The sequence below is a fragment of the Mangrovibacter phragmitis genome (assembly GCF_040429585.1).
Taxonomy (GTDB): Bacteria; Pseudomonadota; Gammaproteobacteria; order Enterobacterales; family Enterobacteriaceae; genus Mangrovibacter; species Mangrovibacter phragmitis.
Genome location: NZ_CP134782.1, coordinates 676,777 through 703,076, shown reverse-complemented (window position 1 = coordinate 703,076; position 26,300 = coordinate 676,777). Strand labels below are relative to the sequence as shown.

The following is a 26,300-nucleotide window of genomic DNA, read 5'->3' as shown; positions in this document are numbered from 1 at the left end:
AACACTGACCAGACAAAATGATGATACAATGCATAATAAATATTATTTTAAACACAGCGAATATATATCTCTATATGTTCACTGACTTCAGCACTCTGTCGGTGGGGCTTTCTGCCAGTGTCAGTACAGCGGGTAATCTCAAGAATCGCGGACGAAATACTCCCTCATGGTAATGATACACCTGGATGACAGGGCAACATACTTAGTGCTTATTTTAATATCGAGTTATAATATGCACTGACTACATCCCCATCATAAATAACGGGATATTATTTATGGAGGAAATAAAACCCTTCACAACCAGTATTTCTGAGTGATTATCCGTGTAAAAGAATACATAGTTTACCGATATTAATAACGTAAGCTAACATCAGTAATGATAAAAGGTACCCGGCATGCTACAGAGCGAAGAGTTAACCTTCAACAGAATATGAAAAATATTTCAACTGTAGCTCGGTAAAATAAATTCGGCGTTCGGGTATTTAATATAATTTCTGCAGAATTCGCAAGGCTCGTTATTAAGATGACAGAGAAACTTCACTCTCCTGTTATTCTTGAAGCCCATCCGTATGAGTATGAATTTACCGGTGATGATATTATTTACTATCTTCGTGAATTTGCTATTAAAACAACAGTACCTGTTGTTATTCATCTGGGCTTCGGGCAGATACTGGAACAGGTGATGCGTACCATACGTACTGGCTACACATCAGTTATGATCGGTGCTTCCGCCCTGCCATTCGAAGAAAATTTAGAGAGGCATAGCAAGAGATACATAAAAGAGGTTAAGTGACATACTCCAGCAGCAAAAGCAAAAAGGGGTTACCTCTTGGTAACCCCTTTTTTAATATGGCGGAAGCGCAGAGATTCGAACTCTGGGACCCTTTCGAGTCGCCGGTTTTCAAGACCGGTGCCTTCAACCGCTCGGCCACACTTCCGGAATGAGGCGCACTATAAACGTCCCCTTGCGTCATGTAAAGCACCAATTCGTTCGTTTGCTTTAAAAATCAACAAAACGCGGTTATTTGCATGAAAATACGGCATTTCGGTTAGTTATTCAGCAATAAAATCAGCAACAAAGCATTATCCGTGCAGGGTAAATAGCGGGATGAGTATAACGCGGTCTGGGTTGAATAATTGCTTTATGGTTAGTGTCAGGTTGATTAATACAGACAAGGTGAGCATCTGCCCCCAGAAGCATAAGAGTGACAAACTGGCCGCAAACCCCATTCTGACAGGTAAAGATGGGTAAACGCGCTTTTCTCGTGAAAAAGCCTTACCTATTCTGAACGCTATGACACCTGTATACATAGAGAGAGTAAAAATGGATCGTATAGTTACCTCTACCCGCGAACGCTCATCGCTACTCAGTACCCACAAGGTGCTGCGCAATACCTACTTCCTGTTGAGCCTGACACTGGCGTTTTCAGCTATTACTGCAACCGCCAGTACAGTGCTTGCCTTACCTTCTCCAGGCCTGATCCTCACCCTGGTTGGTATGTATGGCTTAATGTTCCTGACTTACCGCCTGGCCAATAAACCCACCGGCATTATTGCTGCGTTCGCGTTTACTGGCTTTTTAGGTTATATCCTCGGCCCCATTTTAAACGCTTATCTGTCCGCCGGAATGGGCGATGTCATTGGTATGGCGTTGGGTGGCACCGCGCTGGTATTTTTCTGCTGTTCCGCTTATGTGCTGACAACCCGCAAAGATATGTCTTTTCTGGGCGGTATGTTAATGGCAGGAATCGTTGTGGTACTGATTGGTATGGTCGCCAACATTTTCCTGCAACTGCCTGCCCTGCACCTGGCTATCAGTGCCGTGTTTATTCTGATTTCTTCAGGGGCTATTCTGTATGAAACCAGTAACATCATCCATGGTGGTGAAACAAACTACATTCGTGCAACCGTCAGTTTGTATGTGTCGTTGTACAACATCTTCGTCAGCCTGCTGAGTATTCTGGGTTTTGCCAGCCGCGACTGATTTTGTTGCCCGGCATGCCTGTTACTGAATTGCCCCGCCACTGTGCGGGGCAATTTTTTGGTGACAGTAAAGAAAGTGCTACACTGAGCGCCATTGTTATTAGTTGATAACCGAGTTTAGTGAACAAAATAGTATGTTGATGTTTAACGGCACAGAAATTGAAACCGACACCGAAGGCTACCTGAAAGACACCGGGCAGTGGAGTAAACCGCTGGCAGATGCTATTGCGAGAAATGAAGGTATTTCCCTGAGTGAAGAACACTGGGAAGTGGTTATGTTTGTCCGCGATTTTTACCTGGAGTTTAATACTTCACCCGCCATTCGCATGCTGGTCAAGGCAATGGCAAAAACTTTTGGGGAAGAAAAAGGAAATAGCCGCTACCTCTACCGCCTGTTTCCTAAAGGCCCGGCAAAACAGGCGACTAAAATTGCCGGTTTGCCTAAGCCTGTTAAATGTATCTAATAGCGGATACCAAAATTGGTCCACTCGCGCTGAGGGTGATGAGGCTCGGTGAGAACGCTCTCTACTCTGGCAGTGCGTGGGCCACCCGCTTTCAACCAGGTAATTAACGCTTCTACTGCTTCAGGCTCCCCACAGGCCAGTACTTCAACGCTGCCATCATCCAGATTACGGGCATACCCTGTCACCCCCAATCTTTTCGCTTCAAACTGAGTGCTGTAACGAAATCCAACCCCCTGAACCCGACCATGAACCCAGGCCATTACGCAATATGCAGCCATTTTTCCGTCTCCTGGCAAAAACCTGTATGTGTTAAGTATACAAGAGTTGCTTTTCCCGTATCACCCTGAAGCAAAACCTGACAGTAAGCGGTTCGATAATGCTGCCTGGCACGCAATGTGCTACGCTACGCACCTTTCCGATATTAATTCTATGCTGTCTCGCGTTTAAGGTAACCCTTGATGAGTAAACACTCAATTTCCACTTCATTGCCTGGTTCTCTGCCACGACTGGTGCTGGCTAAAGGCCGTGAAAAGTCACTTCTGCGCCGCCACCCGTGGGTATTCTCTGGTGCAGTTTCCCGTATTGAAGGGAAAGCCGGTAGCGGAGAAACTGTTGATATTGTAGACCATCAGGGGAACTGGATTGCCAGAGGTGCGCTGTCACCGGCATCACAAATCCGTGCCCGCGTGTGGACATTCGATGCCGAAGAACACATTGACGTTGATTTCTTTATTCGCAAATTACGCCAGGCACAATGCTGGCGGGACTGGCTGGCAGAAAAAGATGGTCTGGATAGTTATCGCCTGGTTGCCGGTGAATCAGACGGTCTCCCGGGCATTACCATTGACAGATTTGGTTCCTTTTTAGTGTTACAGCTGCTCTCTGCAGGTGCTGAACACCAAAGGGAAGCACTGATTACGGCATTACAAACCTGTTACCCGGAAAGTTCGTTATATGAACGTTCTGATGTGGCCGTACGCAAAAAGGAAGGGCTGCCGCTCACCCAGGGTCTTATCCGTGGTGAAATGCCCCCGGCTCTGCTGCCAATTAAAGAGCATGAAATGCAATTGCTGGTGGATATCCGCCAGGGCCACAAAACCGGCTACTATCTGGATCAACGCGATAGCCGGCTGGCTACCCGGCGCTATGTTGAAAATAAACGGGTGCTGAACTGTTTTTCTTACACCGGTGGATTCGCTGTTTCCGCATTAATCGGTGGCTGTAAAGAAGTCGTCAGCGTGGATACATCCCAGGAAGCGCTGGATGTCGCACGTCAGAACGTCGGGCTGAATAAACTGGATGTGAGTAAAGCGCAGTTTGTTCGTGACGATGTTTTCAAGCTACTGCGAAAATACCGTGATCAGGGGGAAAAATTCGATGTTATCGTCATGGATCCGCCAAAGTTTGTAGAAAATAAGAACCAGCTGGCAGGTGCATGCCGGGGTTACAAAGATATCAATATGCTGGCAATTCAGTTGCTCAACCCAGGCGGCGTTTTGCTTACTTTCTCATGCTCCGGGCTGATGACCAGCGATTTATTCCAGAAAATTGTTGCCGACGCCGCCATTGATGCCGGGCGTGATATACAATTTATAGAGCAGTTCCGTCAGGCAGCAGACCACCCGGTTATCGCAACATATCCGGAAGGGCTGTACCTTAAAGGGTTTGCCTGCCGCATCATGTAACTTGAAACGGAAAGGTCTTGCCCTCATCTGTAGTAGTAATAGCAAAGGCAAGACTCCGGGGAGGTATATATGATTGCCAGCAAATTCGGTATTGGTCAGCAAGTTCGCCACTCCTTGCTGGGTTACCTCGGTGTGGTAGTGGATATTGATGCAGAATATTCGCTGGATGAACCCGCAGAAGATGAGCTGGGTGCAGATTATTCGCTACGCAAAGCGCCCTGGTACCATGTTGTGATGGAAGATGACGCAGGTCAGCCAGTTCATACTTACCTGGCTGAGGCGCAATTGAGTGGAGAAATCGCCAATGAACACCCTGAGCAGCCATCAATGGATGAACTGGCTGCCACCATACAGCGTAGACTGGCATCTCCCGTACTTCGTAACTAACTTGCGTTAGCCAGGTATAAGCCTTTATCTGGCCTCAATCTGGCTGGCACATTTTTCCCTAGCTGCAATTATCCTGGTGCCAGACACTGGCTAAAAATCGTGCTGCATGAGTAATTACTGCTTATTCAGCCCAAGACGGGGAATTTCAATCGCCGGGCAACGGTCCATGACAACATTCAGCCCGGCATCTTTAGCCAGTACCGCAGCTTGTTCATTAATTACACCCAGTTGCATCCACACCGTTTTCGCCCCAATTGCAATCGCGTCCTGTGTCACTTCATAAGCCGCTTCTGAGTTACGAAACACATCCACCATATCTACTGGCTCATGGATATCCTGTAAGCATGCATAACCCTGTTGCCCCATCAGAGTTTTGCCTGCCACTTTTGGGGAAACAGGAATAACGTGATAGCCCTGTTCCAGTAAAAAGGCCATGACCCGATAACTTGGCCTGTCTGCCTTATCACTGGCACCCACCAGTGCAATAGTGTGAACCTGTTGCAGAATGTGTGCTATTTCATTATCTGTCATCATGTTTTCCTTATCATAACCTGTTATGAGTTTACTATATCATTACCTGTCTGGCCTGGTACTCATCGGGGAAAACCTGTCAGCCGGTTGAACAACATCACTTTTTTTGCGCTGGTGTATTGAAGCTGGAGCAGCATCCAGTAATCTGTAGGGACTTTAATCAGGTTGGTAAACTCTTTATGGAACTCACAACGCGCACACTGAGCGCAAACAAGCATATTGCGCTGGTTGCTCACGATCACTGTAAAACACTTCTTCTTAACTGGACCCGGAAACATCAGTCCATTCTTGAAAAACACACACTGTATGCAACAGGAACTACCGGTAATCTGATTCAGAGAGAAACCGGGTTGAATGTGCAGGCCATGCTCAGTGGCCCGATGGGCGGTGACCAGCAAGTCGGGGCGATGATCTCTGAAGGCAAAATTGATGTGCTGATCTTTTTCTGGGATCCACTCAATGCCGTTCCACATGACCCGGATGTTAAAGCGTTACTGCGCCTTGCCACCGTATGGAATATACCGGTCGCAACTAATGCTTCTACCGCAAACTTTATTATTGAATCGCCAGAGTTCAGCCAGCCGGTTGATATCCAGATCCCGGACTATCAACGCTACCTGGCTGACCGCCTGAAATAATTTTCAGGGCTTTTTCAAAACAGGCACACCGAGCGCTTTGAGGGTATCCACAAAACGGGAAGGCTGCGCTTTGTTATACAGCAGCCATACCTTTTGCCTTGCCCTGGTCATTGCAACATAGAGTAAGCGCCGCTCTTCGGCATCAGTAAACTCCTCAGTGGCTGGCAGCAGACCTTGCTCAAGTATGGTTTCACGCGCTGGTGCCGGGAAACCATCTTTCCCTTCCTGCAACCCGCAAATAATCACATAATCAGCTTCCTGCCCTTTGCTGGCATGAACCGTCATAAAAGTTATCTGCAATTTGGGCCAGCGTATAGCAGCCTGCTGGAGCAGATCAGGGCGCAGGTAATGATAACGGGCCAGCAGCAAAATGGTTTCATCGGGTTTAACATAACCGCTCATTTTGTCGAGCAGTGCATGAAGTTGCGTATCTTCCAGCAGGTTAACTGCTTTTTTGTCCCCTTTGCGCACACTGTTCAGCGGCTTTTCTCGCTGGTGTGGGTTTTGCTGGATAAAGGCATTGGCAATTTCGCCAATGCGGGAATGAAAACGGTATGTGGTATCAAGAGCGCACTCATCCCCCGGGCCGAAATGGTCATTGAATGAAGTAGTTAAATCAATTGCCGCGCCACTAAAACGGTAAATAGCCTGCCAGTCATCACCCACGGCATACAGGGAAGTTTGTGAGTTTTGCTGCTGCAGTGCACCAAGTAAAGCTGCGCGCTGTGGTGAAATATCCTGAAATTCATCAACCAGAATATACTTCCACGGGCTGATAAAACGCCCTTTTTCCAGTACATTCACCGCCTGATGAATCAGCCCTGAGAAATCGAGCGCATTGTCATCTTTCAGCGATTTTTTCCATGCTTTGACTAATGGAGCCATCAGGCGAATACGCTTCTGGAAAGTGTCCCGAATAACTTCAGGTGCACTGGAAATCATTTCTGCCTGAGAGCCACCATGCATACGAATAAGCCCCAGCCAGCTCTCCAGGCGAGGCGCAAGGCGTTTTGTGACACTCTCATCCTGCCAAAAATCCCCTTCAGGCAGGTTCCACTCCAGTTCCTCTTCAAGCCACTGCCGCCAGCCTTTCGCCTGTGCTTTCTTTTCCTGACACTGCGCTATCCATGTATCAAGCAGTAACTGGTGCCTCATGGCAGTATTACTCTCCAGTTCACTGATTTGCGGTGCTTTGCGACCACCCTGCTCGATGATATAGCGAGCAAGGGAATGAAAGGTCCGCGCAGTAATATCGCCTGTATGTAGCCGGGACTGAATACGCTGGTCCATTTCTTCTGCCGCTTTACGACCGAATGCCAGCAGCAAAATTTGATCTGCACTTGCCTGATTGCACTTAAGGAGCCAACCGGCACGGGCAACCAGAACAGAGGTTTTTCCACTGCCCGCCCCCGCCAGCACCAGCACATTTTTTTCGCCATTCACCACCGCCCGTGCCTGAGAGGCATTTAACGGCGCACTTTCCACCTGAGCAAAGAAATCCGCATGGCGTTCCAGCATCACTTCAGTGTAATGCTGGTTATGTGCCAGGCGTTTAGCCTGTGCATTGTCCAGCCAGCTTTTACAGGCTAACCAGGTATCGCGACACACATCAAAGGCAGGGATACGCTGTTCTGGCAGGGGTAATGCCTGCAACACTTGCCGTGTTCGCTGGCAAATTTCCTCCACTTTATCCAGGCTGAGCCATTTATCTTCAGGTGCGACCTCCTGATACCAGGCCACCAGGTTATCCAGCGCGCTGGCAGCAACCTGGCTCATTTCCTCCCCCCACTGTTGCCAGCGCTCATTGAGGTGATACCAAAAACGTTGGGTTTCGTTCCATTCAGTACCATGCAGGCGAACAACTTTATTATCGGGCAGGACAAACTCCAGCTCGCCCCACACCAGGCCCCGCTTGCAGTTAATAGCAATCAGTTGGTTAAACGGGATAAGATATTCATGCTTCTCGCCAGCCACATTTACGCCAGCATTGAGTAATGTGACCCGGTTATAAGGGTGCTGGGCCAGGTGTTTTCCCAGTGCAGTTGCTTTTAGTTCCATTATCAGGCCTGATTATCTGGTTGTTATGTCAGTGTACCTGCGAGAGAAATCGTGCTCCAGAGTAAAAACACGATACAATCATTAGGGTTATTTTCCGCCATGTCACATATCTATGAGATCTTATGAGAACAGTATTAAACATTCTTAACTTTGTTCTGGGTGGCTTTCTGACCACCTTCAGTTGGTTTCTGGCAACACTGGTGAGCATTGTATTGATCTTCACATTGCCATTAACCCGCTCATGCTGGGAAATAACACGTCTTTCGCTGTTCCCATTTGGTAATGAAGCGGTGCATGTTGATGTGTTATACCCCGAACGCAAAAATGAGCTAATGAATGCGGGCGGAACGCTGCTTAATGTCTTCTGGTTTGTGGTGTTCGGCTGGTGGTTGTGCCTGCTGCATATCAGCACCGGAATAATACAGTGCCTGAGTATCATTGGCATTCCGGTAGGTATCGCCAATTTTAAACTGGCAGCAATTGCCTTGTGGCCTGTTGGCCGCCGAGTGGTTTCCGTTGAAGTAGCCCAGGCCGCCCGGGAAGCCAACGCCCGCGGTCGTTTCCAGTAAACGGGGCAATACCTGCGATGTTAATCTCTCAATGGCTGCGCCGTTATACATGGAAAAGTAGCTGGCTTTATAACTTGCGCATTTTTGTTGCTTTGCTGGGCGCAGCAGCATATCCCTGGTGGCTCGGTGAGGTTCGCCTCACCATTCCATTAACTCTGGGTGTGGTCGCTGCGGCACTTACCGACCTGGACGACAGGCTGACTGGCCGGCTCAAAAATTTGCTTATCACGTTACTGTGTTTTTTTATCGCATCGGCATCTGTTGAACTGTTGTTTCCCTGGCCCTGGTTGTTCACCCTCGGCCTGATGAGTTCCACCTGCGGTTTTATTCTGCTTGGCGGGCTTGGACAGCGTTATGCCACCATTGCCTTTGGAGCGCTGCTGATTGCCATCTATACCATGCTGGGTGTTTCGTTGTATGAACACTGGTATCAGCAACCTCTGTTCTTGCTCGCTGGCGCAATATGGTACAACATCCTCACCCTGTCTGGTCATTTAATCTTCCCGGTACGGCCCCTGCAGGACAACCTGTCTCGTTGCTACAAACAACTGGCGCATTTTCTGGAGATAAAGTCGCGTTTATTTGACCCTGATATTGAGACTGATGCACAGGCACCACTCTATGCGCTGGCGATGGCTAACAGTGATTTGGTCAATACCCTGAATCAGACCAAGGCATCGCTACTGACCCGGCTGCGTGGCGACCGGGGGCAAAAAAATACTCGCCGCACGCTGCACTATTATTTTGTTGCCCAGGATATTCATGAGAGGGCGAACTCGTCCCACATCCAGTACCAAAGTCTGAGAGATAAATTTCGCCACAGCGATATTATGTTCCGTTTTCAGCGTATATTATTTATGCAATCCCAGGCTTGCAACCAACTCGCACAATGCATTTTGTCACGTACGCCTTATTCTCATGATACCCGCTTTGATAATGCGTTCGCACACCTGGACACCGCAATGGCGCGCATCAAAGCCAGCCAGGCAGTAATGCCTGAGTTAACTGCGCTGGAATACTTGATAAACAATTTACGCGCTATTGATGCACAGCTGGCTACCATTGAATCTGAGCAGACAGAAGCCGGAATCAAGCTGGATACAGACAACCGCCTCGCCGACGATGGGATAACAGGGTTCAGTGATATCTGGTTACGCTTAAGCCGTAACCTCACACCAGAATCGGCACTGTTTCGCCATGCCATTCGAATGTCAGTGGTATTATGTGTTGGCTATGCTTTTATACAATTTACCGGGATGAATCATGGCTACTGGATTTTGCTTACCAGCCTGTTTGTATGCCAGCCCAACTATAATGCCACCCGACACCGTCTGACACTGCGGGTCGTCGGCACGCTGGTCGGGGTTGCCATTGGTATTCCTGTGCTGTGGTTTGTGCCCTCGCTGGAAGGCCAACTGGTGTTAATCGTTATTACCGGCGTGCTGTTTTTCGCATTCCGTAATGTTCAGTATGCTCATGCAACGATGTTTATCACCTTGTTGGTGCTACTGTGTTTTAATCTGTTGGGTGAAGGTTTTGAAGTTGCGCTGCCACGCATCATTGACACATTACTGGGTTGTGCCATTGCATGGGCTGCAGTCTCCTTTATCTGGCCTGACTGGCGTTTCCGGCGGTTACCGCAAGTAGCTGAGCGCGCCATTAATGCTAACTGCCGCTATCTGGACGCTATACTTGAGCAATACCACCAGGGCAGAGATAACCGACTGGCTTACCGTATTGCCCGTCGCGATGCCTATAACCGTGATGCGGAACTGGCATCCGTAGTCTCAAATATGTCTTCCGAACCACATATGACGCAGCAGGTTCGTGAGGCAGCTTTTCGCCTGTTGTGCCTGAACCACACATTTAACAGTTATATCTCCGCCCTGGGCGCACACCGGGAAAAACTCAGTAACAACCAGATACTGACAATTCTTGATGATGCAGTCTGTTATGTAGACGATGCGCTACATCACGAACCAGCCGATGATGAAAAAGTCCAGCAAGCTCTGGCAGAACTGGTACAACGCATCAGCAAACAGGACCAAAAGGCTGACGGCAAGGAACCACTTGTTCTTCAACAAATTGGTTTACTGATTTCAATACTGCCCGAGCTTTCAAAACTACGTACTCAGATTAGTTAGATTTGCGCCGCACTTTATCTCTGGCTTCCTGCTCGAGTTGTTGCTGTGCCCATTCATTAAGCTCCCACTGCCTTTGGCGTGGGAGCGCCTCACTATGGGAACCTGTGATAGCGCCCTCCAAAGACAGCAATATCTTGGCTCCCAGGGTATTGCAACGCTGGCGCAGGATTATCCAGCATGCCTTTGCCCCTTTATTTTTCAGGGTTTCAATATCGCGGATACCCGCTTCCCATAGCATCATTTCCAGGCCGAAAGTGACATTTGGCAAGTCTTTAATTCGCCGGACTACCTGCTTTTCCCGCTTTTCCTTCCTGGCGGCGGCAAGAGCCTGCCCCGCAAGGGTGATGAGCTGCTCATCGTCATTCCAGAGCGTTTCATCAACACGGAAATAGTTCAGTGACAGCGGGCGCCCACGTTTATGCGTAACTAATAGCGGCAAGTTACGCGAGGTAAAGTAGCCTGTATTTTCCTCACAGGCACGCAAGTAAAGCTGCCCTTTACTCACCATGGCAAAAGCAACATTGTCAGCCATAATGCTGTACCCGCCGAACAAAGCTCGTGAAGAAATGCGGCCCAGAGAAGAGAGTTTTTCTAATGAAGCCTTAATACGTGGAGTGGAGACCTTTCCCATAAAAATCCTTACATTTCATTATGTAATAACGAATAATCCCTAATCCGGGACACCCTCGTTTAACCATAAGAAAGTTACCTCTTCAGGGCAAGAAGAGGTTAAGGGTTTAAGTTATTTGTTATCGGTTTTGCGAGGGAATTTCCAAAATTTTTTGTTGATCTTTCATCCATTGCGCATTACTGTATATTCATACAGTGACAAAGGCGGAACTCATTATGAACGCATTGGCTTACCAAAACCGAAGTATCACTCATCATATTAATGAGCATTACCAGGCCGGTTTAGAAGAACAGCCGGCTATTGCACAAGGTATTGTCAGTGAAATGATGTTTCGTGAAGACCAACCCTGGATGTCTCAATTGATCCTCTTGCCCTTGCTGCGCCAGTTAAGCCAGCAGGCACGCTGGCAGTTATGGATTACTCCCGGGCAGAAATTAAACCGCCAATGGCTGGTTTCTGCAGGTTTGCCCCTGTCAAAAGTTATGCATGTGCAGGCACGGCATGAACAACAACCCACAACTGTTTCGGCTATGGCTAAAGCCTTAAACTCAGGTAACTACAGTGTCGTAATTGGCTGGTTGCCAGAAGAATTGAGTGATCAGGAGCGGTTACTATTGCAGCAATCAGCCGAGCAAGGGCAGGCAATTGGGTTTATCATGCGACCTGTTTCTCAGGTTAATTTGAGCGACAGACAAAATTTTGGGCTAAAAATTCAATCAAATTTGTATCACTAAGTAAATTTAGGATAATTCCTGAACATGGCGAATCATCTGAATAACTGGAAATAATCAGCATCAGAAAAGCCATGTCTGGCGGGATTTCCGCTAAAAGATTCACGTTTTGTGCGCAGCGCCTTGCATCCATTCTGCCGTAAAAATTTAATCCGTAGTCAGATTTTTTTCATATGTCTGACTGAGTTCACACTTGTAACTTTCTAACTAAGTTGTAGACTTTAACTCGCCAGGGTTGCTCATAATAAACCGAGTTTATCGGTAGAGTGGCAATTGAGCGATAACCCGGGTGAAGGATTTAACCGTGGGTTTTGATTGATTTAAAGACCTATGGCCTTTTGGATGATAATGAGGCGCAAAAAATGAAAAAGACAGCTATCGCAATTGCAGTGGCACTGGCTGGTTTCGCTACCGTAGCACAGGCAGCACCGAAAGATAACACCTGGTATGCAGGTGGTAAACTGGGTTGGTCCCAGTACCACGATACCGGCTTTTATGGCAACGGCTATACTCAAAACAATGGCCCGACTCATCAAAGCCAACTGGGTGCTGGTGCTTACGGCGGTTACCAGGTTAACCCGTATGTTGGTTTTGAAATGGGTTATGACTGGTTAGGTCGTATGCCTTATAAAGGCAGCGTAACTAACGGTGCGTTCAAAGCTCAAGGCGTTCAGCTGACTGCTAAACTGAGCTACCCGGTAATGGACGATCTGGATGTATATACTCGTCTGGGTGGCATGGTATGGCGTGCTGATTCTAAAGAAAACACTGGCCTGAAAAATCACGATACTGGCGTTTCTCCAGTATTCGCTGGCGGTGTTGAATATGCAATCACTCCGGAAATCGCAACCCGCCTGGAATACCAGTGGGTTAACAATATCGGTGATGCAGGCACTGTAGGTGCTCGTCCTGATAACGGTATGCTGAGTGTTGGTGTTTCCTACCGTTTTGGTCAGAGCGAACCAGCTCCGGTAGTGGCTCCGGCTCCGGCTCCGGCTCCTGCTCCGGCTCCTGAAGTAAGCACCAAACATTTCACTCTGAAATCTGACGTGCTGTTTGCTTTCGGCAAATCTACCCTGAAACCTGAAGGCCGCCAGGCGCTTGATCAGCTGTACACTCAGCTGAGCAACCTGGATCCTAAAGATGGCTCTGTTGTTGTTCTGGGCTTCACTGACCGTATCGGTTCTGATTCCTACAACCAGAAACTGTCTGAACAGCGCGCTCAGAGCGTTGTTGATTACCTGGTTTCTAAAGGTATCCCGTCTAACAAGATTTCTGCACGCGGCATGGGTGAATCCAACCCGGTTACTGGCAGCACCTGCAACAACGTGAAAGCACGTGCAGCGCTGATCAATTGCCTGGCACCGGATCGTCGTGTTGAGATCGAAGTTAAAGGCGTTAAAGACGTTGTGACTCAGCCTCAGGCTTAAGTTACCACGCAACAAAAAACCCACTTCGGTGGGTTTTTTGTTTTTTCAGTCTTGTGAATAACGCGCTCAGGAACAGGTTATTTTTTATCGCCAAGCAATGCCCTGAGGTCGTCTTTAAGTGTAGTCATTTTTGACGCGTATTTTTCTTTACGCTCTGCATCTTCGATTAACTGAACAATAGTCTCTGATAACGTGCTGTTACGGCGCCGGGCCAGAGATGCCAGCCGTTGCCATACCGCAAACTCGAGGTCGATAGACTTTTTGCGGGTATGCTGATGTTCAGCATTGAAGTGCCGCTTGCGGCGCGCACGAATAGTTTGTTTCATTCTGTTGGCAAGAGCCGGGTTCATATGCTGGTCAATCCAGCTAAGAACACGCACAGGATTACTTTCCAGTTCCAGCAGAGCGGAAACCGCCTCCTGCGCCATACTGGCTTCAATATGGCGAGTAATAGCCTCACCTTCGCGGTGTTTTTTTACCAGATATTTCCATTTCCAGCCGCTTTCGAGATTTTCGAGTTGTTGATATTTCATTATGATCTCGGCGTAACCGTTTAACCCGTTACAGAATATCAGCTTTTCTGCCCGTTCGCGCACCAGAAATGATAAGTTGTTTGTCTGCAAGGAAAGCAAGTCTTGTTTCAGGTGTGTCACGAAGTGGCTTATTGTATAATCGCTGTTTTGGCAACTAACTTATAAATATCACATTGACCATTAATCGACTGACATCACAAGCACTTACCCTGGATGCAACACCCTATGACTCTCTGTTTGCACAGCCAGGCGATAACGATGCTGTTTCCCAGGCGTTACAGAGCATACAGCCACGCCTTACTGATACACTGACACACTTCCTGCACCCTTCTGTGCCGTCACGTTTTATGGTGATCAAAGCTCCCGGCACACAGCCTTATCTTGATACGATCCATGAGCTGGTTTCCCAACAGTTTACTGGCACCAATTCACTGTATGGAGGCCATTACCGTTTCTCCACTACAGATGTCACATTTGACGCACCAACAACAGAAGATGCACTGTTCTGCACTCGTCCAAATGTGCTCAGCACAGCCTGGGCGGAAAATGAGCAGTTATGTGGTTGTATTCGCCAGTTCAACGGTGAGCTTTCAGCCCAACCAGGGCTTCTCCACCGCGCCAATGGTGGCGTGCTTATTCTCAGCCTGCGTTTGCTGCTTGAACAACCCCTGATGTGGTTACGGGTGAAGCAGTGGGTTACACGTCAGGTGTTCACCTGGTTTTCGCCGGATGAAACAAAGCCGCTCCCAGTAACGATGCCAGCTATTCCTCTGGATATTCGCCTGATTCTGGTTGGGGACCGCGACGAACTGGCAGAGTTGGACGCCCTTACGCCAGAAATGACAGAAATAGCGGTATACAGCGAATACGAAGATGAAATTCTGATTAATGACGAGCAGGATATTATTCGCTGGCGAAACTGGATTCACAACCGGGCACTGAATAAAGCGCTTCCCAGACCTGCCAGTGATGCCTGGCCCCGGTTGCTGGAACTCGCAACTCGCTATACTGAAGACCAGTGCTCTCTGCCCGTTAACCCTTTGTGGTTTGAACGCCTTTTCACGTCCATCGCTACCGCCACGGGCACAGAGACTTTTAGTGGCGAAGCCTTCCAACTGTTTCTTGAGAAACAAGCCTGGCGTGAAGGGTATCTTGCAGAACGTATTCTGGATGATATTCTCGACGACCAGGTGCGCGTGGAAACCCAGGGTGAACGCGTTGGGCAAATCAACGCACTGTCTGTGATTGAATTTCCCGGTCATCCCCGACCTGTTGGCGAACCGTCTCGCATTAGTTGTGTTGTGCATGTTGGTGATGGAGAACTGACAGATATTGAACGTAAAGCGGAACTTGGTGGGAATATTCATGCCAAAGGCATGATGATTATGCAGGCCTTCCTGATGGCTGAGCTGGATCTGGACCAACAGTTGCCTTTCTCTGCATCGTTAACCTTTGAGCAATCTTATAGTGAGGTTGATGGCGACAGTGCATCAATGGCTGAACTCTGCGCCTTTATTAGTGCACTGGCAGATGTGCCTGTTTACCAGAACATTGCCATTACTGGTTCTGTTGATCAATTTGGCTGTGCACAGCCAGTTGGTGGGCTTAACGAGAAAATTGAAAGCTTCTTTGCTCTCTGTGCAGCACGGGGCCTTACCGGTAATCAGGGGGTTATTATTCCTCTGGCGAATGTGCGCCATCTCAGCCTGTGTGAACCGTTACGCAGCGCTGTGGAACAAGAGCAGTTTTATATCTGGGCTGTCGAGGATGTGTTCGATGCTCTACCTTTATTAACAGGTTTACCCTGGAGTGATGAAATCCAGGGGCGTAACAATCTTATGCAGTTGGTACAGGAACGCATCGCTCAGGCAAGTCAGCAGGATGCCAGGCATCGGCTGCCCTGGCCGTTACGGTGGTTAAACTGGTTTAACCACAACTGATCGGACTTGTTGAGCGTACACCTGTTCGCTAACCTGCGTGCTTCACTAAAATAAGGCTTATTGTAGACATGGTTGATAAACGCGAATCTTATTCAAAAGAAGATCTACTTGCTTCTGGTCGTGGCGAACTATTTGGCGCCGAAGGTCCACAACTGCCAGCACCAGATATGCTGATGATGGACCGGGTTGTCAAAATGACTGAAACCGGTGGCAATTTCGACAAAGGATATGTTGAAGCCGAACTCGATATTAATCCTGATTTATGGTTCTTTGGCTGCCACTTTATTGGTGATCCGGTGATGCCTGGCTGCCTTGGGCTGGATGCAATGTGGCAGTTAGTCGGCTTTTATCTGGGCTGGCTCGGCGGAGAAGGTAAAGGCCGCGCACTGGGTGTTGGCGAAGTGAAATTCACCGGACAGGTTCTGCCTACCGCGAAAAAAGTTACGTACCGTATTCACTTTAAACGTGTGGTAAACCGCCGCCTGATTATGGGCCTTGCAGATGGTGAGGTGCTGGTTGATGGCCGCGTTATTTATACTGCCACCGACCTCAAAGTAGGCTTGTTTAAAGATACTTCTGCTTTCTGATTTGAGCCACAGCCTGGCTAAAACGCGAAACCTCCGCATTGCGGAGGTTTCTTTTTTGCTCTAAAGAGACAGGGTCATGCAAATGACACCTTGTCCTCCATGGCTTTTCGCCAGCCTCCCAGCCAATGAGACCTCTGATTTAGCGTCTGATAAGGGCACATCTCTTTTGAGTGGCCTGTAATGCCAGCCTGATAGCCTCTCTGGTGAGCCCGTTCCAGGCGATCTCGTTTTTGTCTCTTCATGCCTCGTTTCCCTCATTCATTTGTTGTCTGGTGGAAAAGAAAACAGTGATTACAATTTATGCAATCAGTAATAACGAATACGCTCATTTTATGGCATCGTCAATGCGCAAAATTCACGCCAATGTCATATTAATGAGGCACAATTGACATAATTTTTCACCTAAAAACGGGAGTTGGGCAGGTAAGTCTCTGATGCAAAAAAAAGCACCCGCTGGTAAAAATGCCAGACAGGTGCTGAATAAAGAAATGTAAATTAGTGTTGTGCCTGTAACTGTGCCGCGATACTGCGGGCTTCCTGTTGCCAGGCCGTCGCTAACCCTTTCACCATGGCATCATAACCATCCCCCTGCTGAGGCAAAGTGACAGAGAATGGGCGCCGCGTGTACTCACCCTTTTGGTTAAGCAACCATTCACCACTCACCACAACCTGCCCGTCATAGCGCCCCTGGAAACCGCTTATTACTACACTAAGGCTATCCTGGTCGTTACCCAGTGGTTGTGACGATACCACCCAGCCGGGTAAAGCTGTGGAGAGGTTTGCCACCAGAGTATCGCGCAGTTGCTGGTCCAGCGGGCTGGCCCATAAGTTTTGTTTGGCAACCACGTAGTTCACGTCTGAAGTCTGGTAAACCACTCCACTGCCAGCCAGAAAATCCGGCACACTAATCTGCGAAACCCACAACAGTTTTTGAGCTCCCCCAGTTTTTCCCGACACAGAGGAAACCGCATTGTGATCCACCGGTAACTGGTAAAGCTTAGTAGTAGTGGTACTACTGCAAGCCGAGAGCACCAGTACCATAACGAACATCATCCATTGTTTCATTATTTCGCCCCCTTCGGCTGCGGATCTTTCTTGCTGTGCGCCTCGAAGATCAATGCATTACTCTTATTGTTCAGCGTTTGCAGAACCGGTTGTAACTCACGTAATACCTGATCCAGGCGCTGCATATCGGCAACCATTTTATTATATGCGGCAGAACCTGGCTGGAAGCCCTGCATACTCCGGTTAAGTTCACGCAACGTTTTTTGCATGTCTGCCGGAAGGCCTTGCATGGATTCGCTGCCTGCTATCTTATTCAGGTTGTTCAGCGTGGATTGCAACGACTTCATGGTATTTTGCGTTTCTTTGAGTGTACTGGTTGCCTGGTTTAACATCGGGTTAAGTGGCAATGCGTTGATTTTATCCAGTGCATCCGTCAGTTTCTGTTGGATCTGAGACAACCCACCGCTCACTGTGGGAATCACCTGGTATGCACCGACCTCCAGAGGGCCTTTATAGGCACCTTCTTTAGGATAAAAGTCGAGGTCGATATACAATGCCCCGGTCAACAGGTTACCCGTTTTCAGGGAGGCCCTCAGCCCGCGGGAGAGTAGCATTTTCAGGTGTCCCTGAACTTCAGGCCCTTCACCCAGCTCATTTTCAATGCGCTGCGGCTCAATACGAACCAGTACCGGTATCCGGTAGTCTTCGTTAATCTTTTGCTGCAACTGTGGCACCAGATAAGGCACTTTCTGCACCGTGCCCAGGCGAATACCGCGAAACTCAACTGGCGCGCCCGGTTGCAGGCCACGAATTGAATCTTTAAAAAACATCAGGTAATCAACATGCTCGGTGTAGAACGAATCCTGAATGCTTTTTTGGTCATCATACAACTGAAACTCACTGTGATCAGCGACAGGCTCACCGGTTAATTGCCCATCCGGTACATCAAAGCTAACCCCGCCACTGAACAACGTCGACAACGACCCCATTTCAACACGCATACCGGCAGAGGTCAGATCGACGGCAATACCGCTGTCTTTCCAGAAACGGACATTTGTAGTGACCAGACGATCATTGGGTGCACTGATGAATAACTGATATTGCATCGTTCGTTTCTGAGCATCGAATGAGCTGGTTTCAACAGAGCCGACCCGATACCCTCTGAATAGTACCGGGTCACCAGGGTTAAGTTGCCCTGCCCGGCTGCTGTCAAGAATGACACGAATCCCTTTGGCATCAGGTGGTGCCAGGGGAGGAGAATCCAGCAAATCATAGTGCTCTGGTGCTTCCCCTTGTTTTCCGGGCTGCAATTCAATATACGCCCCCGATAACAGTGTACTCAGCCCGCTGACCCCCTCGCGGCCAATCTGCGGTTTCACCACCCAGAAAACGGAATCTTTGCGCAGTAGTTTTTCCATGCCAGTATTCAGCCGGGCTTTGATTTCCACATGGTGCAGGTCATCTGTCAGTACCGCACTTTCCACGATCCCAACATCCACACTGCGGCTTTTAATTGCCGTTTTCCCGCCAACGATACCTTCTGCATTGGTGGTGATAAGTGTCACTTCCGGCCCCTGATGGCTGTAGTGATAAAATAAGATCCACGCACCAATCAGGGCGGTGACTATCGGGAAGATCCAAACCGGAGACCAGTTTTTCACTTTATGCACCTTTGCTTCCCCACGGTTTGAATCCATGTTACGACAACTCCTCTTGGCTTGATTCTGGCTTCCTGTCCCAGATGAGACGAGGGTCAAATGTCATTGCAGCAAACATTGTGAGTATGACCACCAGCGCGAACATAAGCGCCCCCATCGCCGGGTAAATGTTCATTAACGACCCCATGCGGACCAGAGCCGACAATACAGCGATTACAAAAACATCAATCATTGACCAACGACCAACAAACTCGACAACCTCGTAAACCAAATGCATTCTTTCGCTGTCGCGCTGTACAAAACCCCTGGCATCAAGGCAAAGCCAGCCAATAGCAATCATTTTAAGGGTGGGCACCATAATGCTGGCAATAAAGATGACCAGAGCCACCGGATAAGAGCCTTCGCTCCACAGCAACACCACACCAGCAATTATGGTGGATGGAAGCTTACTTCCCAGCAGGTCGGTAATCATGACAGGCAGTATATTGGCTGGGAAATACAGCATCACCGAGGTTAACAGCAGTGCTGTTGTCCACTGCAGGCTGTGGCGGCGGCGTACATGCCCATAGCTGTGGCAACGTGGGCACTGTGCGACATCCTGGGGCAATATTGCGGTACAGCATGAACATGAGCGTAGCCCTTGTTTCATGCCCGTTTTACCGGGTTGACATGCCAGGGGAATAGCTGGTGCGGGGGAAATGTCATTCCACAGCCAGCGGCGATCCACACACTGTACGGCGCGCAGTTGCAGTACACAGAACAGGCACCATGGAATAAAACTCAGGCCAATGCCAATATCGCCATACGCCATTAATTTCACGAAGCTTACCAGAACACCAGCCAGGAATATTTCCGCCATCCCCCAGCTTTTCAGGTGAAATAACAGCCAGGCAAGACGCCTTTTTGATACCGGACTGAGCCGGACCCGGTTAACCAGTAGCAGAATGGCTACCAACGAAAGAGCAGGCACAGCCTGGACCAAAATCATAAATAATGATCCCAGGCTGGCGTAATCTTCAGAAAACATTACATCAGGGATGGATAACAGCGAAATTTCACTGTTCACACCAGCAACACTCATATTCACGAACGGAAATAAGTTTGCCAGTAACAACATAAATAGTGCGGCCAGTGCATAAGCAGTTGGCCGCTTGCGGGGTTCATCCCAGCGCGTAGTCAGCGTATTTCCACAACGTGGGCAACAGGCCTTTTCGCCTGTGCCAAGGGCAGGAAGAGCAACCAGCATATCGCAATGGCCGCACAAAATGGCCTGCTGTGTCAGGTGGTTAGTGCACATATCCTGCCTCTTTGTGTTAATCGCCGTTTTTCAAACCTTCCAGGTATTCCCAGCGCTCAAAAGCCGTTTCAAGCGCCTGCTCAGCAGCAGAGAGTTGCTCCAGAACCCGTTGGGTAACATCATGAGGCTGGTTGAAAAAACCACCATCGCTAACCTGGCTTTGCAGCACATCGATATCGGCTTCAAGCTGTTCAAGTTGAGCAGGTAATTGTTCCAGTTCACGTTGAAGTTTATAACTTAGTTTATTGGCCTGCCGTTTGACTGTTTCTGCTTTCGGCACTTTTTGTTGTTCAACAGGCGCATTATTCACCGTTGCTTTCAATGGTTGTGCCGACGCCTGCTGCCCTTTGGCATCAAAATAACCGCCAACATACTGGCCAATACGCCCTTCACCTTCAAAGATCCAACACTCTGTTACAGTGTTATCGACAAATTGCCGGTCATGGCTCACCAGTAAGACGGTTCCCTGGTAGCTGTCGATCAGTTCTTCGAGCAATTCCAGCGTTTCAACATCCAGGTCGTTCGTGGGCTCATCGAGAATTAATAAGTTACTGGGTTTCAGGAATAACCTGGCCAGCAACAGACGGTTACGCTCACCACCAGATAACGCGCTCACTGGTGTCATGGCGCGTTTGGGGTGGAATAAAAAGTCCTGGAGATAACCAAGGACATGGCGCGAACGGCCATTGACCATCACTTCCTGTTTACCTTCAGCCAGGTTATCCATAACGGTACGGTCCGGATCCAGCTCGGCACGGTGCTGGTCAAAATAGGCCACTTCCAGCTTCGTCCCCACATGTACACGCCCGGACTGAACCTGCAACTGCCCCAGCATCAGCTTAAGCAGTGTGGTTTTACCGCAACCATTCGGACCAACGAGGGCAATTTTATCGCCGCGCTGTACTTGTGAGGAGAAATTATCCACCAGCACTTTGTCTTCAATGGCGTAATGCAGGTTTTCAATTTCGAACACAATTTTGCCGGAACGGCTGGCTTCTTCGACTTGCATTTGGGCGCGGCCCATCACTTCCCGGCGTTCACCGCGTTCCCGGCGCATAGCTTTCAGTGCTCTCACTCGCCCTTCATTACGGGTACGGCGTGCTTTAATGCCCTGACGGATCCATACCTCTTCCTGAGCCAGTTTGCGGTCAAATTCCGCATTTTGTAACTCTTCTACGCGTAGCGCTTCTTCGCGGGCGACCAGATATTTGTCGTAATCCCCCGGGTAGGAGACCAGTTTCCCACGATCGAGGTCGACAATCCGCGTGGACATATTGCGAATGAAAGAACGGTCATGGGAAATAAAGACAATGCTGCCCTGGTAACTTTTCAGGAAAGTTTCCAGCCAGTCGATAGTTTCGATGTCCAGGTGGTTAGTGGGCTCGTCGAGCAGCAATACATGCGGAGCACTCACCAGTGCTCGCCCTAATGCTGCTTTACGTAGCCAACCGCCAGATAACGCAGCCAGTTCCGTATTTGGGTCCAGTTCCAGTTGGCTCAGAACATCATTAATGCGGTTTTCCAGTTGCCACAAACCGTGGTGGTCGAGCTGTTCCTGAACCCGGGCCATCGCATTTAGATTCTTCTCACTCGGCTCCTGCATAACCAGGCGAGAGATCTCATGGTATTCCTTGAGATATACCGCCTGCTCTTCCACTCCCTGGGCAACGAAGTCATATACGGTGCCACCCACATCTCGTGGTGGATCCTGTTGCAGACGGGCAACCACCAGGTACTGCTCATAAATCAGACGGCCGTCATCAAGAGGGATCTCTTTATTCAGAATTTTCATCAGCGTTGATTTGCCGGCACCATTGCGCCCGACAAGACAAACACGCTCGTTATTCTCAATATGTAATTCAGCATTATCAAGAAGTGGCGCATCGCTGAAAGACAGCCACGCACCATGCATACTAATTAACGACATTATGATTTCCTGGTTACGCGGCGAATAAGCCAGCAGTTATGAATCTGACGATTGCGGGCAAAGTCCTGCGACTGGGTTTTTGCAGTGATATCCTGTGCTTCCAGGCCCAGAGCAGCAAGCCCTTCGTGGTCCATTCTGAAACCGCGTTTATTATTGGAAAAAACGATGGTGCCGCCATCACGCAGCAACCGGTTGAGATCACGCATTACAGCAATATGATCTCGCTGGACATCAAATGTGTTGTCCATGCGTTTAGAGTTAGAAAATGTAGGCGGATCGATAAAAATCAGATCATAGTGTTCATTCGACTCTGCCAGCCAGGCCAGGCAATCTGCCTGAATCAGGCGATGCGCTCGCCCACTCAGGCCATTAAGCCGCAGGTTGCGTTCAGCCCATTCGAGATAGGTACGCGACATATCGACGGTTGTGGTACTCCTGGCTCCACCCAGCCCGGCATGGACACTGGCACTCCCGGTGTAAGAGAACAGATTGAGGAAATCTTTCCCCTTGCTCATTTGCCCAAGCATACGCCGCGCGAGGCGGTGATCAAGGAATAACCCGGTATCAAGGTAGTCAGTCAGGTTAACCAGAAAGCGGGCATTATATTCGCGCACTTCTTTGTATTGCCCTTTCTCACTGAGCTTCTGGTACTGGTTTTTCCCTTTCTGACGTTCACGGGTTTTCAGAATAAGCTGCCCTGGAGCCAGTGAGAGCACATCAATCGTGGCTGCGATAATATCGAACAGACGCTGGCGCGCTTTCACGGGATCGACCGTTTTAGGCGGCGCATATTCCTGAATAACGATGTTATCTGCATAACGATCTACGGCAACGTTGTATTCCGGCAAGTCGGCATCATACAGGCGATAACATTCAATCCCTTCCTGCTTCGCCCATTTATCCAGCTTTTTGGCATTTTTACGCAGGCGGTTAGCAAAATCCTGCGCAAACTGGCCTGCCTGCTCGGGTACAGTGGCTGACAGTTGGTAGTTTTTTTGTACGCAATCCAGCGGACCATTTTTTGCTTTAAACTGGCGCTCGGAACGCAGTTGTAAACAACTGAGTAATTCCGCAGAGGCACTGAACAAAGAGAGTGACCACCCCGGAAACTGCTGTTTAACAACGCGGCCCAGTACATGATGCAGTGCGATTAATTCCGGCTCGCTGTCCAGCCGTTCTCCATAAGGCGGGTTACTGATAAGAGTACCGGTTTCCTGCACATCTTGCGGGCAGGTAAGCTGTGCCACATCACCCACGGTAAAGCGAATAACTTCGCCAAGCCCTGCTCGCCGGGCATTCGTTTTCGCCCGCTCGATAACCCGGCCGTCAATATCGCTGCCATAAAAGCGCGAAGTATATTCACTAAGGCCCCGGCGCGCCCGTACCTGCGCTTCAGTACGAACCGCTTTCCAGGCCGCTTCATCGTGCGCGGCCCACCCGGTAAAGCCCCAATGCTGGCGGTAAAGCCCGGGAGCCCGGTCCGTCGCTATCATGGCGGCTTCAATGAGTAAGGTGCCAGAACCACACATTGGGTCCAGCAAAGGCGTGCCCGGCTTCCAGCCCGAACGCAAGATAATTGCCGCAGCCAGGTTTTCTTTTATTGGCGCAAGGCCAGTGCTGTCACGGTAACCACGCTGATGCAGGCCATCGCCACTCAAGTCGAGCGAAATACTGGCGACTTCTTTTTCCAGCCTCACCTGAATGCGGACGTCGGGTTGTTCCCGGTCAACATTTGGGCGCACCAAATTTTTGCGGGTAAAGCTGTCAACAATGGCGTCTTTTACTTTCAACGCACCATACTGGCTGTTGCGAATAACATCATTCAGTCCATTGAAATGCACCGCGAAAGTGGCATTCTCCACAAACAGAGACGGCCAGTTAATCGCCATAACCCCAAGGTAGAGATCCAAATCGCTGTAGACTTTGCATTCGCCAAGAGGCAGCAGAATGCGCGAAGCCAGCCGGCTCCACATCAGGCTTTGATACACCAACTGTGTGTCCGCATCAAAATGGACACCTCCCTGAACAACACGGCAATGCTGTGCGCCAAGGTTTTCCAGTTCGGTCTTTAAGAGTTCTTCAAGCCCACGCGCCGTGCTGGCAAACAGAGAGTTCATAGTTTCACTTTGTCTTTCATTAAAATTGTTGCGCATTATAGCTAATCCGGCACACATGTCATAAAGTTGCCCTTTTATTTATTTGTGCAGGGAGACAATGTGGTTACCTTATCTCGTTTGTTTATCCACCCAGTCAAGTCGATGCGGGGGATACAAGTATCACACAGCCAGGTCGATATTCAGGGACCAGCATTTGACCGCATCTTCATGATTACGAGAACTGACGGTACCTTTGTCACGGCACGCCAGTACCCGGAAATGGTGCTGTTTACACCGGGGCTTCTGAATAATGGCCTGTTTCTTCAGGCACCTGATGGCACCAGTGCCACTATCCTGTTTGGCGATTTTCAGCCCACGCCAGCCCCTACAGAAGTCTGGGGAAATCATTTTACCGCACTGATTGCACCTGATGACGTCAACCGCTGGTTAAGCTCCTTTTTCCCTCACCCGGTGGAGTTGCGCTGGGTCGGGCCAATACTGACTCGTCGGGTTAAGAAGCGGGATGATGTTCCACTGGGATTTGCTGATGGCTATCCTTTCCTGCTGACCAGCGAAAGTTCATTGCGCGACTTGCAGAAACGTTGCCCGGCAAGTGTCAGTATGAACCAGTTTCGCCCTAACCTGGTGGTTTCCGGGGCTGAGGCCTGGGATGAAGATACCTGGCAGGTTGTTCGTATTGGCAGTGTCGTATTTGATGTCGTTAAACCTTGCAGCCGCTGTATTCTGACCACAGTCAGCCCCGAGAGAGGGCGTAAACACCCTTCCGGTGAACCGCTTAAAACCTTGCAAAGTTTTCGTACAGCTCAGGACAATGGCGATGTTGATTTCGGCCAGAACCTGGTTGCCCGTACCAGCGGTATCATTCGCCAGGGCGATGAAGTACACATTCTGGCAACCAAACCGGCAAAAGTTTATATCGCCGGGGACACCGGAGATGAAAACGTTGAAGTGACGGCACAGGAGGCGGGGGTGAGTATTGACTGGCAAGGCACCGTATTCCGTGGCGATAACCAGCAAATATTGCTGGAGCAACTGGAGCAACAGGGAATAAAGATACCTTATTCATGCCGTGCAGGGGTTTGCGGATGCTGCCGGGTACGATTGGTGGAAGGGCAAGTCACCCCGTTGAAAAAAAGCGCCATCAGCGGTGACACGATTCTTGCCTGTAGCTGTGTGCCCTGCGGGGATATAAAAGTGGCTGAAAATCAAACCGCCTGATCAAGGCGTTGTGGGTTCTCATCAGTGAATGGCCGTAAGCGGTCATTCATTATTTTAATGGCATCCCCTAATTGCATAGTCCGCCCTGCCAGGGTCAATACGGGTTGTGCCAACAGGCATAATGCTGCGTTTTCACCGGGTTCGACGACCAGCAGGCGCACACATTGCTGGTCATCACTAAGCCAGACACTGGCGGGAGAGGCTAATGCAGGCTGCCACTCTTCGGCATGAGCGACAAAGTGCCAGCTTTTTGGCATTTGAGGTTTAAGGTAACGGATTGCAACTAATGCATTGAGCACCAGTTCAGCCTGTTGTTCTGCGCTTAAATCAAAGCAACGGCAACTTTCTTCAAATGAAAACCAGAGTGCTGCATCATCGACACAAAAACCATTGGTTTCAAAGGCATCAGGCGTCAACATTTTGCGTGGAAAACGGGAGCGGAAAACCATACCATTCGCCAGGTCGAGCATCATGCGGTCATGGTCTTCATCGTAATACCATTGCCAGGCATCATTGGGTTTTATATTCATTTATCGACCCCGTTATTCACACAATTATTAACACAATCTTTTATACGATTTCTTAGACAATTTCTTATACATCGAAATCAAAAATCCCTCTTCATACTTCAGGCAGCTGGCGTTTAACTTTACCAATCTTTGCAGATTAGATGACACAACTACTACCTGCCGCCCGGATTATTTAAGGGAATCGCTTACTGGTCCTTCGATTAAATATCACCACTTAGAGGAAAGACCATAAAGCAC

At 49.2% G+C, this 26,300-nt stretch carries 25 protein-coding genes and 1 tRNA gene; 13 read left to right on the top strand and 13 right to left on the bottom strand.

The features are described 5' to 3' along the window. The first annotated feature begins 487 nt into the window (after positions 1 to 487). Entirely contained in the window at positions 488 to 793 is a 306-nt protein-coding gene (locus tag MPHASIOC01_RS03215; RefSeq protein WP_353614890.1) for a class II fructose-bisphosphate aldolase, read from the top strand. A 57-nt stretch (positions 794 to 850) separates the two neighbouring features. On the opposite strand, the gene MPHASIOC01_RS03210 is transcribed toward MPHASIOC01_RS03215, so the two are convergent. After that, positions 851 to 938 (bottom strand) — tRNA-Ser (locus MPHASIOC01_RS03210). Between the two features lie 386 nt (positions 939 to 1,324). On the opposite strand from MPHASIOC01_RS03210, the gene yccA reads away from it, so the two are divergent. Beyond that, complete coding sequence (gene yccA, locus MPHASIOC01_RS03205) at positions 1,325 to 1,984, top strand: FtsH protease modulator YccA (protein ID WP_064600051.1); 660 nt, start codon at positions 1,325 to 1,327, stop codon at positions 1,982 to 1,984. Positions 1,985 to 2,117: 133 nt separating this feature from the next. Further along, on the top strand, positions 2,118 to 2,447 hold the full coding sequence (gene tusE / locus MPHASIOC01_RS03200; protein ID WP_353613910.1) for a sulfurtransferase TusE: 330 nt from the start codon (positions 2,118 to 2,120) through the stop codon (positions 2,445 to 2,447). On the opposite strand, the gene yccX is transcribed toward tusE, so the two are convergent. After that, entirely contained in the window at positions 2,444 to 2,725 is a 282-nt protein-coding gene (yccX, locus tag MPHASIOC01_RS03195) for an acylphosphatase (RefSeq protein WP_064600047.1), read from the bottom strand. The two genes, tusE and yccX, sit on opposite strands and share 4 nt — an antisense overlap. A gap of 180 nt (positions 2,726 to 2,905) precedes the next feature. On the opposite strand from yccX, the gene rlmI reads away from it, so the two are divergent. Both rlmI and hspQ read left to right on the top strand, forming a co-directional pair. Continuing rightward, the gene (gene rlmI / locus MPHASIOC01_RS03190; RefSeq protein WP_064600046.1) at positions 2,906 to 4,132 is read left to right on the top strand and encodes a 23S rRNA (cytosine(1962)-C(5))-methyltransferase RlmI; all 1,227 of its coding nucleotides are present in this window, start codon (positions 2,906 to 2,908) and stop codon (positions 4,130 to 4,132) included. Between the two features lie 69 nt (positions 4,133 to 4,201). Then, the gene (gene hspQ, locus MPHASIOC01_RS03185) at positions 4,202 to 4,519 is read left to right on the top strand and encodes a heat shock protein HspQ (RefSeq protein WP_064600045.1); all 318 of its coding nucleotides are present in this window, start codon (positions 4,202 to 4,204) and stop codon (positions 4,517 to 4,519) included. A gap of 114 nt (positions 4,520 to 4,633) precedes the next feature. On the opposite strand, the gene MPHASIOC01_RS03180 is transcribed toward hspQ, so the two are convergent. Beyond that, positions 4,634 to 5,050: a CoA-binding protein gene (locus tag MPHASIOC01_RS03180; protein WP_064600044.1), complete on the bottom strand. Its 417-nt coding sequence runs from the start codon at positions 5,048 to 5,050 to the stop codon at positions 4,634 to 4,636. A gap of 179 nt (positions 5,051 to 5,229) precedes the next feature. On the opposite strand from MPHASIOC01_RS03180, the gene mgsA reads away from it, so the two are divergent. Continuing rightward, complete coding sequence (gene mgsA, locus MPHASIOC01_RS03175; RefSeq protein WP_064600043.1) at positions 5,230 to 5,688, top strand: methylglyoxal synthase; 459 nt, start codon at positions 5,230 to 5,232, stop codon at positions 5,686 to 5,688. 3 nt (positions 5,689 to 5,691) lie between these two features. Here mgsA and helD read toward each other — a convergent pair whose 3' ends face one another. Further along, positions 5,692 to 7,746 (bottom strand): DNA helicase IV, encoded by a 2,055-nt coding sequence (gene helD / locus MPHASIOC01_RS03170; protein ID WP_353613909.1) that lies wholly within the window; start codon positions 7,744 to 7,746, stop codon positions 5,692 to 5,694. A 122-nt stretch (positions 7,747 to 7,868) separates the two neighbouring features. Between helD and MPHASIOC01_RS03165 the strand changes: the two genes are divergently transcribed. Continuing rightward, a complete protein-coding gene (locus MPHASIOC01_RS03165; protein WP_064600040.1) occupies positions 7,869 to 8,315 on the top strand; it encodes a YccF domain-containing protein in 447 nt (148 codons plus the stop codon). A gap of 17 nt (positions 8,316 to 8,332) precedes the next feature. After that, positions 8,333 to 10,459: a YccS family putative transporter gene (yccS, locus tag MPHASIOC01_RS03160; protein WP_353613908.1), complete on the top strand. Its 2,127-nt coding sequence runs from the start codon at positions 8,333 to 8,335 to the stop codon at positions 10,457 to 10,459. Here yccS and MPHASIOC01_RS03155 read toward each other — a convergent pair. Beyond that, positions 10,452 to 11,090, bottom strand: a complete 639-nt coding sequence (locus tag MPHASIOC01_RS03155) for a TfoX/Sxy family DNA transformation protein (RefSeq protein ID WP_064600036.1) — start codon at positions 11,088 to 11,090, stop codon at positions 10,452 to 10,454. The two genes, yccS and MPHASIOC01_RS03155, sit on opposite strands and share 8 nt — an antisense overlap. 215 nt (positions 11,091 to 11,305) lie before the next feature. Between MPHASIOC01_RS03155 and sulA the strand changes: the two genes are divergently transcribed. Both sulA and ompA read left to right on the top strand, forming a co-directional pair. Next, a complete protein-coding gene (sulA, locus tag MPHASIOC01_RS03150; RefSeq protein WP_064600034.1) occupies positions 11,306 to 11,824 on the top strand; it encodes an SOS-induced cell division inhibitor SulA in 519 nt (172 codons plus the stop codon). 359 nt (positions 11,825 to 12,183) lie between these two features. Further along, positions 12,184 to 13,251: a porin OmpA gene (gene ompA / locus MPHASIOC01_RS03145; RefSeq protein ID WP_353613907.1), complete on the top strand. Its 1,068-nt coding sequence runs from the start codon at positions 12,184 to 12,186 to the stop codon at positions 13,249 to 13,251. A 77-nt stretch (positions 13,252 to 13,328) separates the two neighbouring features. Here ompA and matP read toward each other — a convergent pair whose 3' ends face one another. Beyond that, positions 13,329 to 13,784 (bottom strand): macrodomain Ter protein MatP, encoded by a 456-nt coding sequence (gene matP / locus MPHASIOC01_RS03140; protein WP_064600290.1) that lies wholly within the window; start codon positions 13,782 to 13,784, stop codon positions 13,329 to 13,331. Between the two features lie 173 nt (positions 13,785 to 13,957). Between matP and MPHASIOC01_RS03135 the strand changes: the two genes are divergently transcribed. Both MPHASIOC01_RS03135 and fabA read left to right on the top strand, forming a co-directional pair. Continuing rightward, a complete protein-coding gene (locus tag MPHASIOC01_RS03135; protein ID WP_353613906.1) occupies positions 13,958 to 15,724 on the top strand; it encodes a Lon protease family protein in 1,767 nt (588 codons plus the stop codon). Positions 15,725 to 15,792: 68 nt separating this feature from the next. Then, positions 15,793 to 16,311, top strand: a complete 519-nt coding sequence (gene fabA / locus MPHASIOC01_RS03130; protein ID WP_064600030.1) for a bifunctional 3-hydroxydecanoyl-ACP dehydratase/trans-2-decenoyl-ACP isomerase — start codon at positions 15,793 to 15,795, stop codon at positions 16,309 to 16,311. A gap of 74 nt (positions 16,312 to 16,385) precedes the next feature. Here the strand turns inward: fabA and rmf are convergent, their stop codons facing one another. The 6 genes from rmf to rlmKL all read right to left on the bottom strand — a co-directional run bounded on the left by rmf (position 16,386) and on the right by rlmKL (position 24,315). Then, positions 16,386 to 16,553: a ribosome modulation factor gene (rmf, locus tag MPHASIOC01_RS03125; RefSeq protein WP_064600028.1), complete on the bottom strand. Its 168-nt coding sequence runs from the start codon at positions 16,551 to 16,553 to the stop codon at positions 16,386 to 16,388. A gap of 253 nt (positions 16,554 to 16,806) precedes the next feature. After that, complete coding sequence (gene pqiC / locus MPHASIOC01_RS03120) at positions 16,807 to 17,376, bottom strand: membrane integrity-associated transporter subunit PqiC (protein ID WP_353613905.1); 570 nt, start codon at positions 17,374 to 17,376, stop codon at positions 16,807 to 16,809. Beyond that, positions 17,376 to 19,013, bottom strand: coding sequence for an intermembrane transport protein PqiB (gene pqiB / locus MPHASIOC01_RS03115; RefSeq protein ID WP_064600026.1), 1,638 nt, complete (start codon positions 19,011 to 19,013; stop codon positions 17,376 to 17,378). Before pqiB ends, pqiC begins: the two co-directional genes overlap by 1 nt. A gap of 1 nt (position 19,014) precedes the next feature. Beyond that, positions 19,015 to 20,271 (bottom strand): membrane integrity-associated transporter subunit PqiA, encoded by a 1,257-nt coding sequence (gene pqiA, locus MPHASIOC01_RS03110; protein ID WP_064600024.1) that lies wholly within the window; start codon positions 20,269 to 20,271, stop codon positions 19,015 to 19,017. A gap of 16 nt (positions 20,272 to 20,287) precedes the next feature. Then, positions 20,288 to 22,198, bottom strand: a complete 1,911-nt coding sequence (locus MPHASIOC01_RS03105) for an ABC transporter ATP-binding protein (protein ID WP_353613904.1) — start codon at positions 22,196 to 22,198, stop codon at positions 20,288 to 20,290. Next, complete coding sequence (gene rlmKL, locus MPHASIOC01_RS03100) at positions 22,198 to 24,315, bottom strand: bifunctional 23S rRNA (guanine(2069)-N(7))-methyltransferase RlmK/23S rRNA (guanine(2445)-N(2))-methyltransferase RlmL (RefSeq protein WP_064600288.1); 2,118 nt, start codon at positions 24,313 to 24,315, stop codon at positions 22,198 to 22,200. Before rlmKL ends, MPHASIOC01_RS03105 begins: the two co-directional genes overlap by 1 nt. Before the next feature lie 99 nt (positions 24,316 to 24,414). Here rlmKL and MPHASIOC01_RS03095 point away from each other — a divergent pair, with 99 nt between their 5' ends. Next, on the top strand, positions 24,415 to 25,533 hold the full coding sequence (locus tag MPHASIOC01_RS03095) for a YcbX family protein (protein WP_353613903.1): 1,119 nt from the start codon (positions 24,415 to 24,417) through the stop codon (positions 25,531 to 25,533). Here the strand turns inward: MPHASIOC01_RS03095 and MPHASIOC01_RS03090 are convergent. Further along, a complete protein-coding gene (locus MPHASIOC01_RS03090; protein ID WP_064600017.1) occupies positions 25,521 to 26,063 on the bottom strand; it encodes a cell division protein ZapC in 543 nt (180 codons plus the stop codon). The genes MPHASIOC01_RS03095 and MPHASIOC01_RS03090 overlap by 13 nt on opposite strands. Positions 26,064 to 26,300: the final 237 nt, after the last annotated feature.

Bases quoted from the DNA above. Each gene is read 5' to 3' on its own strand.
- pqiA (WP_064600024.1), bottom strand. From the start codon at position 20,271: ATGTGCACTAACCACCTGACACAGCAGGCCATTTTGTGCGGCCATTGC.
- rlmI (WP_064600046.1), top strand. From the start codon at position 2,906: ATGAGTAAACACTCAATTTCCACTTCATTGCCTGGTTCTCTGCCACGA.
- MPHASIOC01_RS03155 (WP_064600036.1), bottom strand. From the start codon at position 11,090: ATGGGAAAGGTCTCCACTCCACGTATTAAGGCTTCATTAGAAAAACTC.
- fabA (WP_064600030.1), top strand. From the start codon at position 15,793: ATGGTTGATAAACGCGAATCTTATTCAAAAGAAGATCTACTTGCTTCT.
- MPHASIOC01_RS03105 (WP_353613904.1), bottom strand. From the start codon at position 22,198: ATGTCGTTAATTAGTATGCATGGTGCGTGGCTGTCTTTCAGCGATGCG.
- ompA (WP_353613907.1), top strand. From the start codon at position 12,184: ATGAAAAAGACAGCTATCGCAATTGCAGTGGCACTGGCTGGTTTCGCT.
- matP (WP_064600290.1), bottom strand. From the start codon at position 13,784: ATGAAATATCAACAACTCGAAAATCTCGAAAGCGGCTGGAAATGGAAA.
- tusE (WP_353613910.1), top strand. From the start codon at position 2,118: ATGTTGATGTTTAACGGCACAGAAATTGAAACCGACACCGAAGGCTAC.
- pqiC (WP_353613905.1), bottom strand. From the start codon at position 17,376: ATGAAACAATGGATGATGTTCGTTATGGTACTGGTGCTCTCGGCTTGC.
- yccS (WP_353613908.1), top strand. From the start codon at position 8,333: ATGTTAATCTCTCAATGGCTGCGCCGTTATACATGGAAAAGTAGCTGG.
- MPHASIOC01_RS03165 (WP_064600040.1), top strand. From the start codon at position 7,869: ATGAGAACAGTATTAAACATTCTTAACTTTGTTCTGGGTGGCTTTCTG.
- sulA (WP_064600034.1), top strand. From the start codon at position 11,306: ATGAACGCATTGGCTTACCAAAACCGAAGTATCACTCATCATATTAAT.
- yccX (WP_064600047.1), bottom strand. From the start codon at position 2,725: ATGGCTGCATATTGCGTAATGGCCTGGGTTCATGGTCGGGTTCAGGGG.
- mgsA (WP_064600043.1), top strand. From the start codon at position 5,230: ATGGAACTCACAACGCGCACACTGAGCGCAAACAAGCATATTGCGCTG.
- rlmKL (WP_064600288.1), bottom strand. From the start codon at position 24,315: ATGAACTCTCTGTTTGCCAGCACGGCGCGTGGGCTTGAAGAACTCTTA.
- helD (WP_353613909.1), bottom strand. From the start codon at position 7,746: ATGGAACTAAAAGCAACTGCACTGGGAAAACACCTGGCCCAGCACCCT.
- MPHASIOC01_RS03090 (WP_064600017.1), bottom strand. From the start codon at position 26,063: ATGAATATAAAACCCAATGATGCCTGGCAATGGTATTACGATGAAGAC.
- rmf (WP_064600028.1), bottom strand. From the start codon at position 16,553: ATGAAGAGACAAAAACGAGATCGCCTGGAACGGGCTCACCAGAGAGGC.
- pqiB (WP_064600026.1), bottom strand. From the start codon at position 19,013: ATGGATTCAAACCGTGGGGAAGCAAAGGTGCATAAAGTGAAAAACTGG.
- hspQ (WP_064600045.1), top strand. From the start codon at position 4,202: ATGATTGCCAGCAAATTCGGTATTGGTCAGCAAGTTCGCCACTCCTTG.
- MPHASIOC01_RS03180 (WP_064600044.1), bottom strand. From the start codon at position 5,050: ATGACAGATAATGAAATAGCACACATTCTGCAACAGGTTCACACTATT.
- yccA (WP_064600051.1), top strand. From the start codon at position 1,325: ATGGATCGTATAGTTACCTCTACCCGCGAACGCTCATCGCTACTCAGT.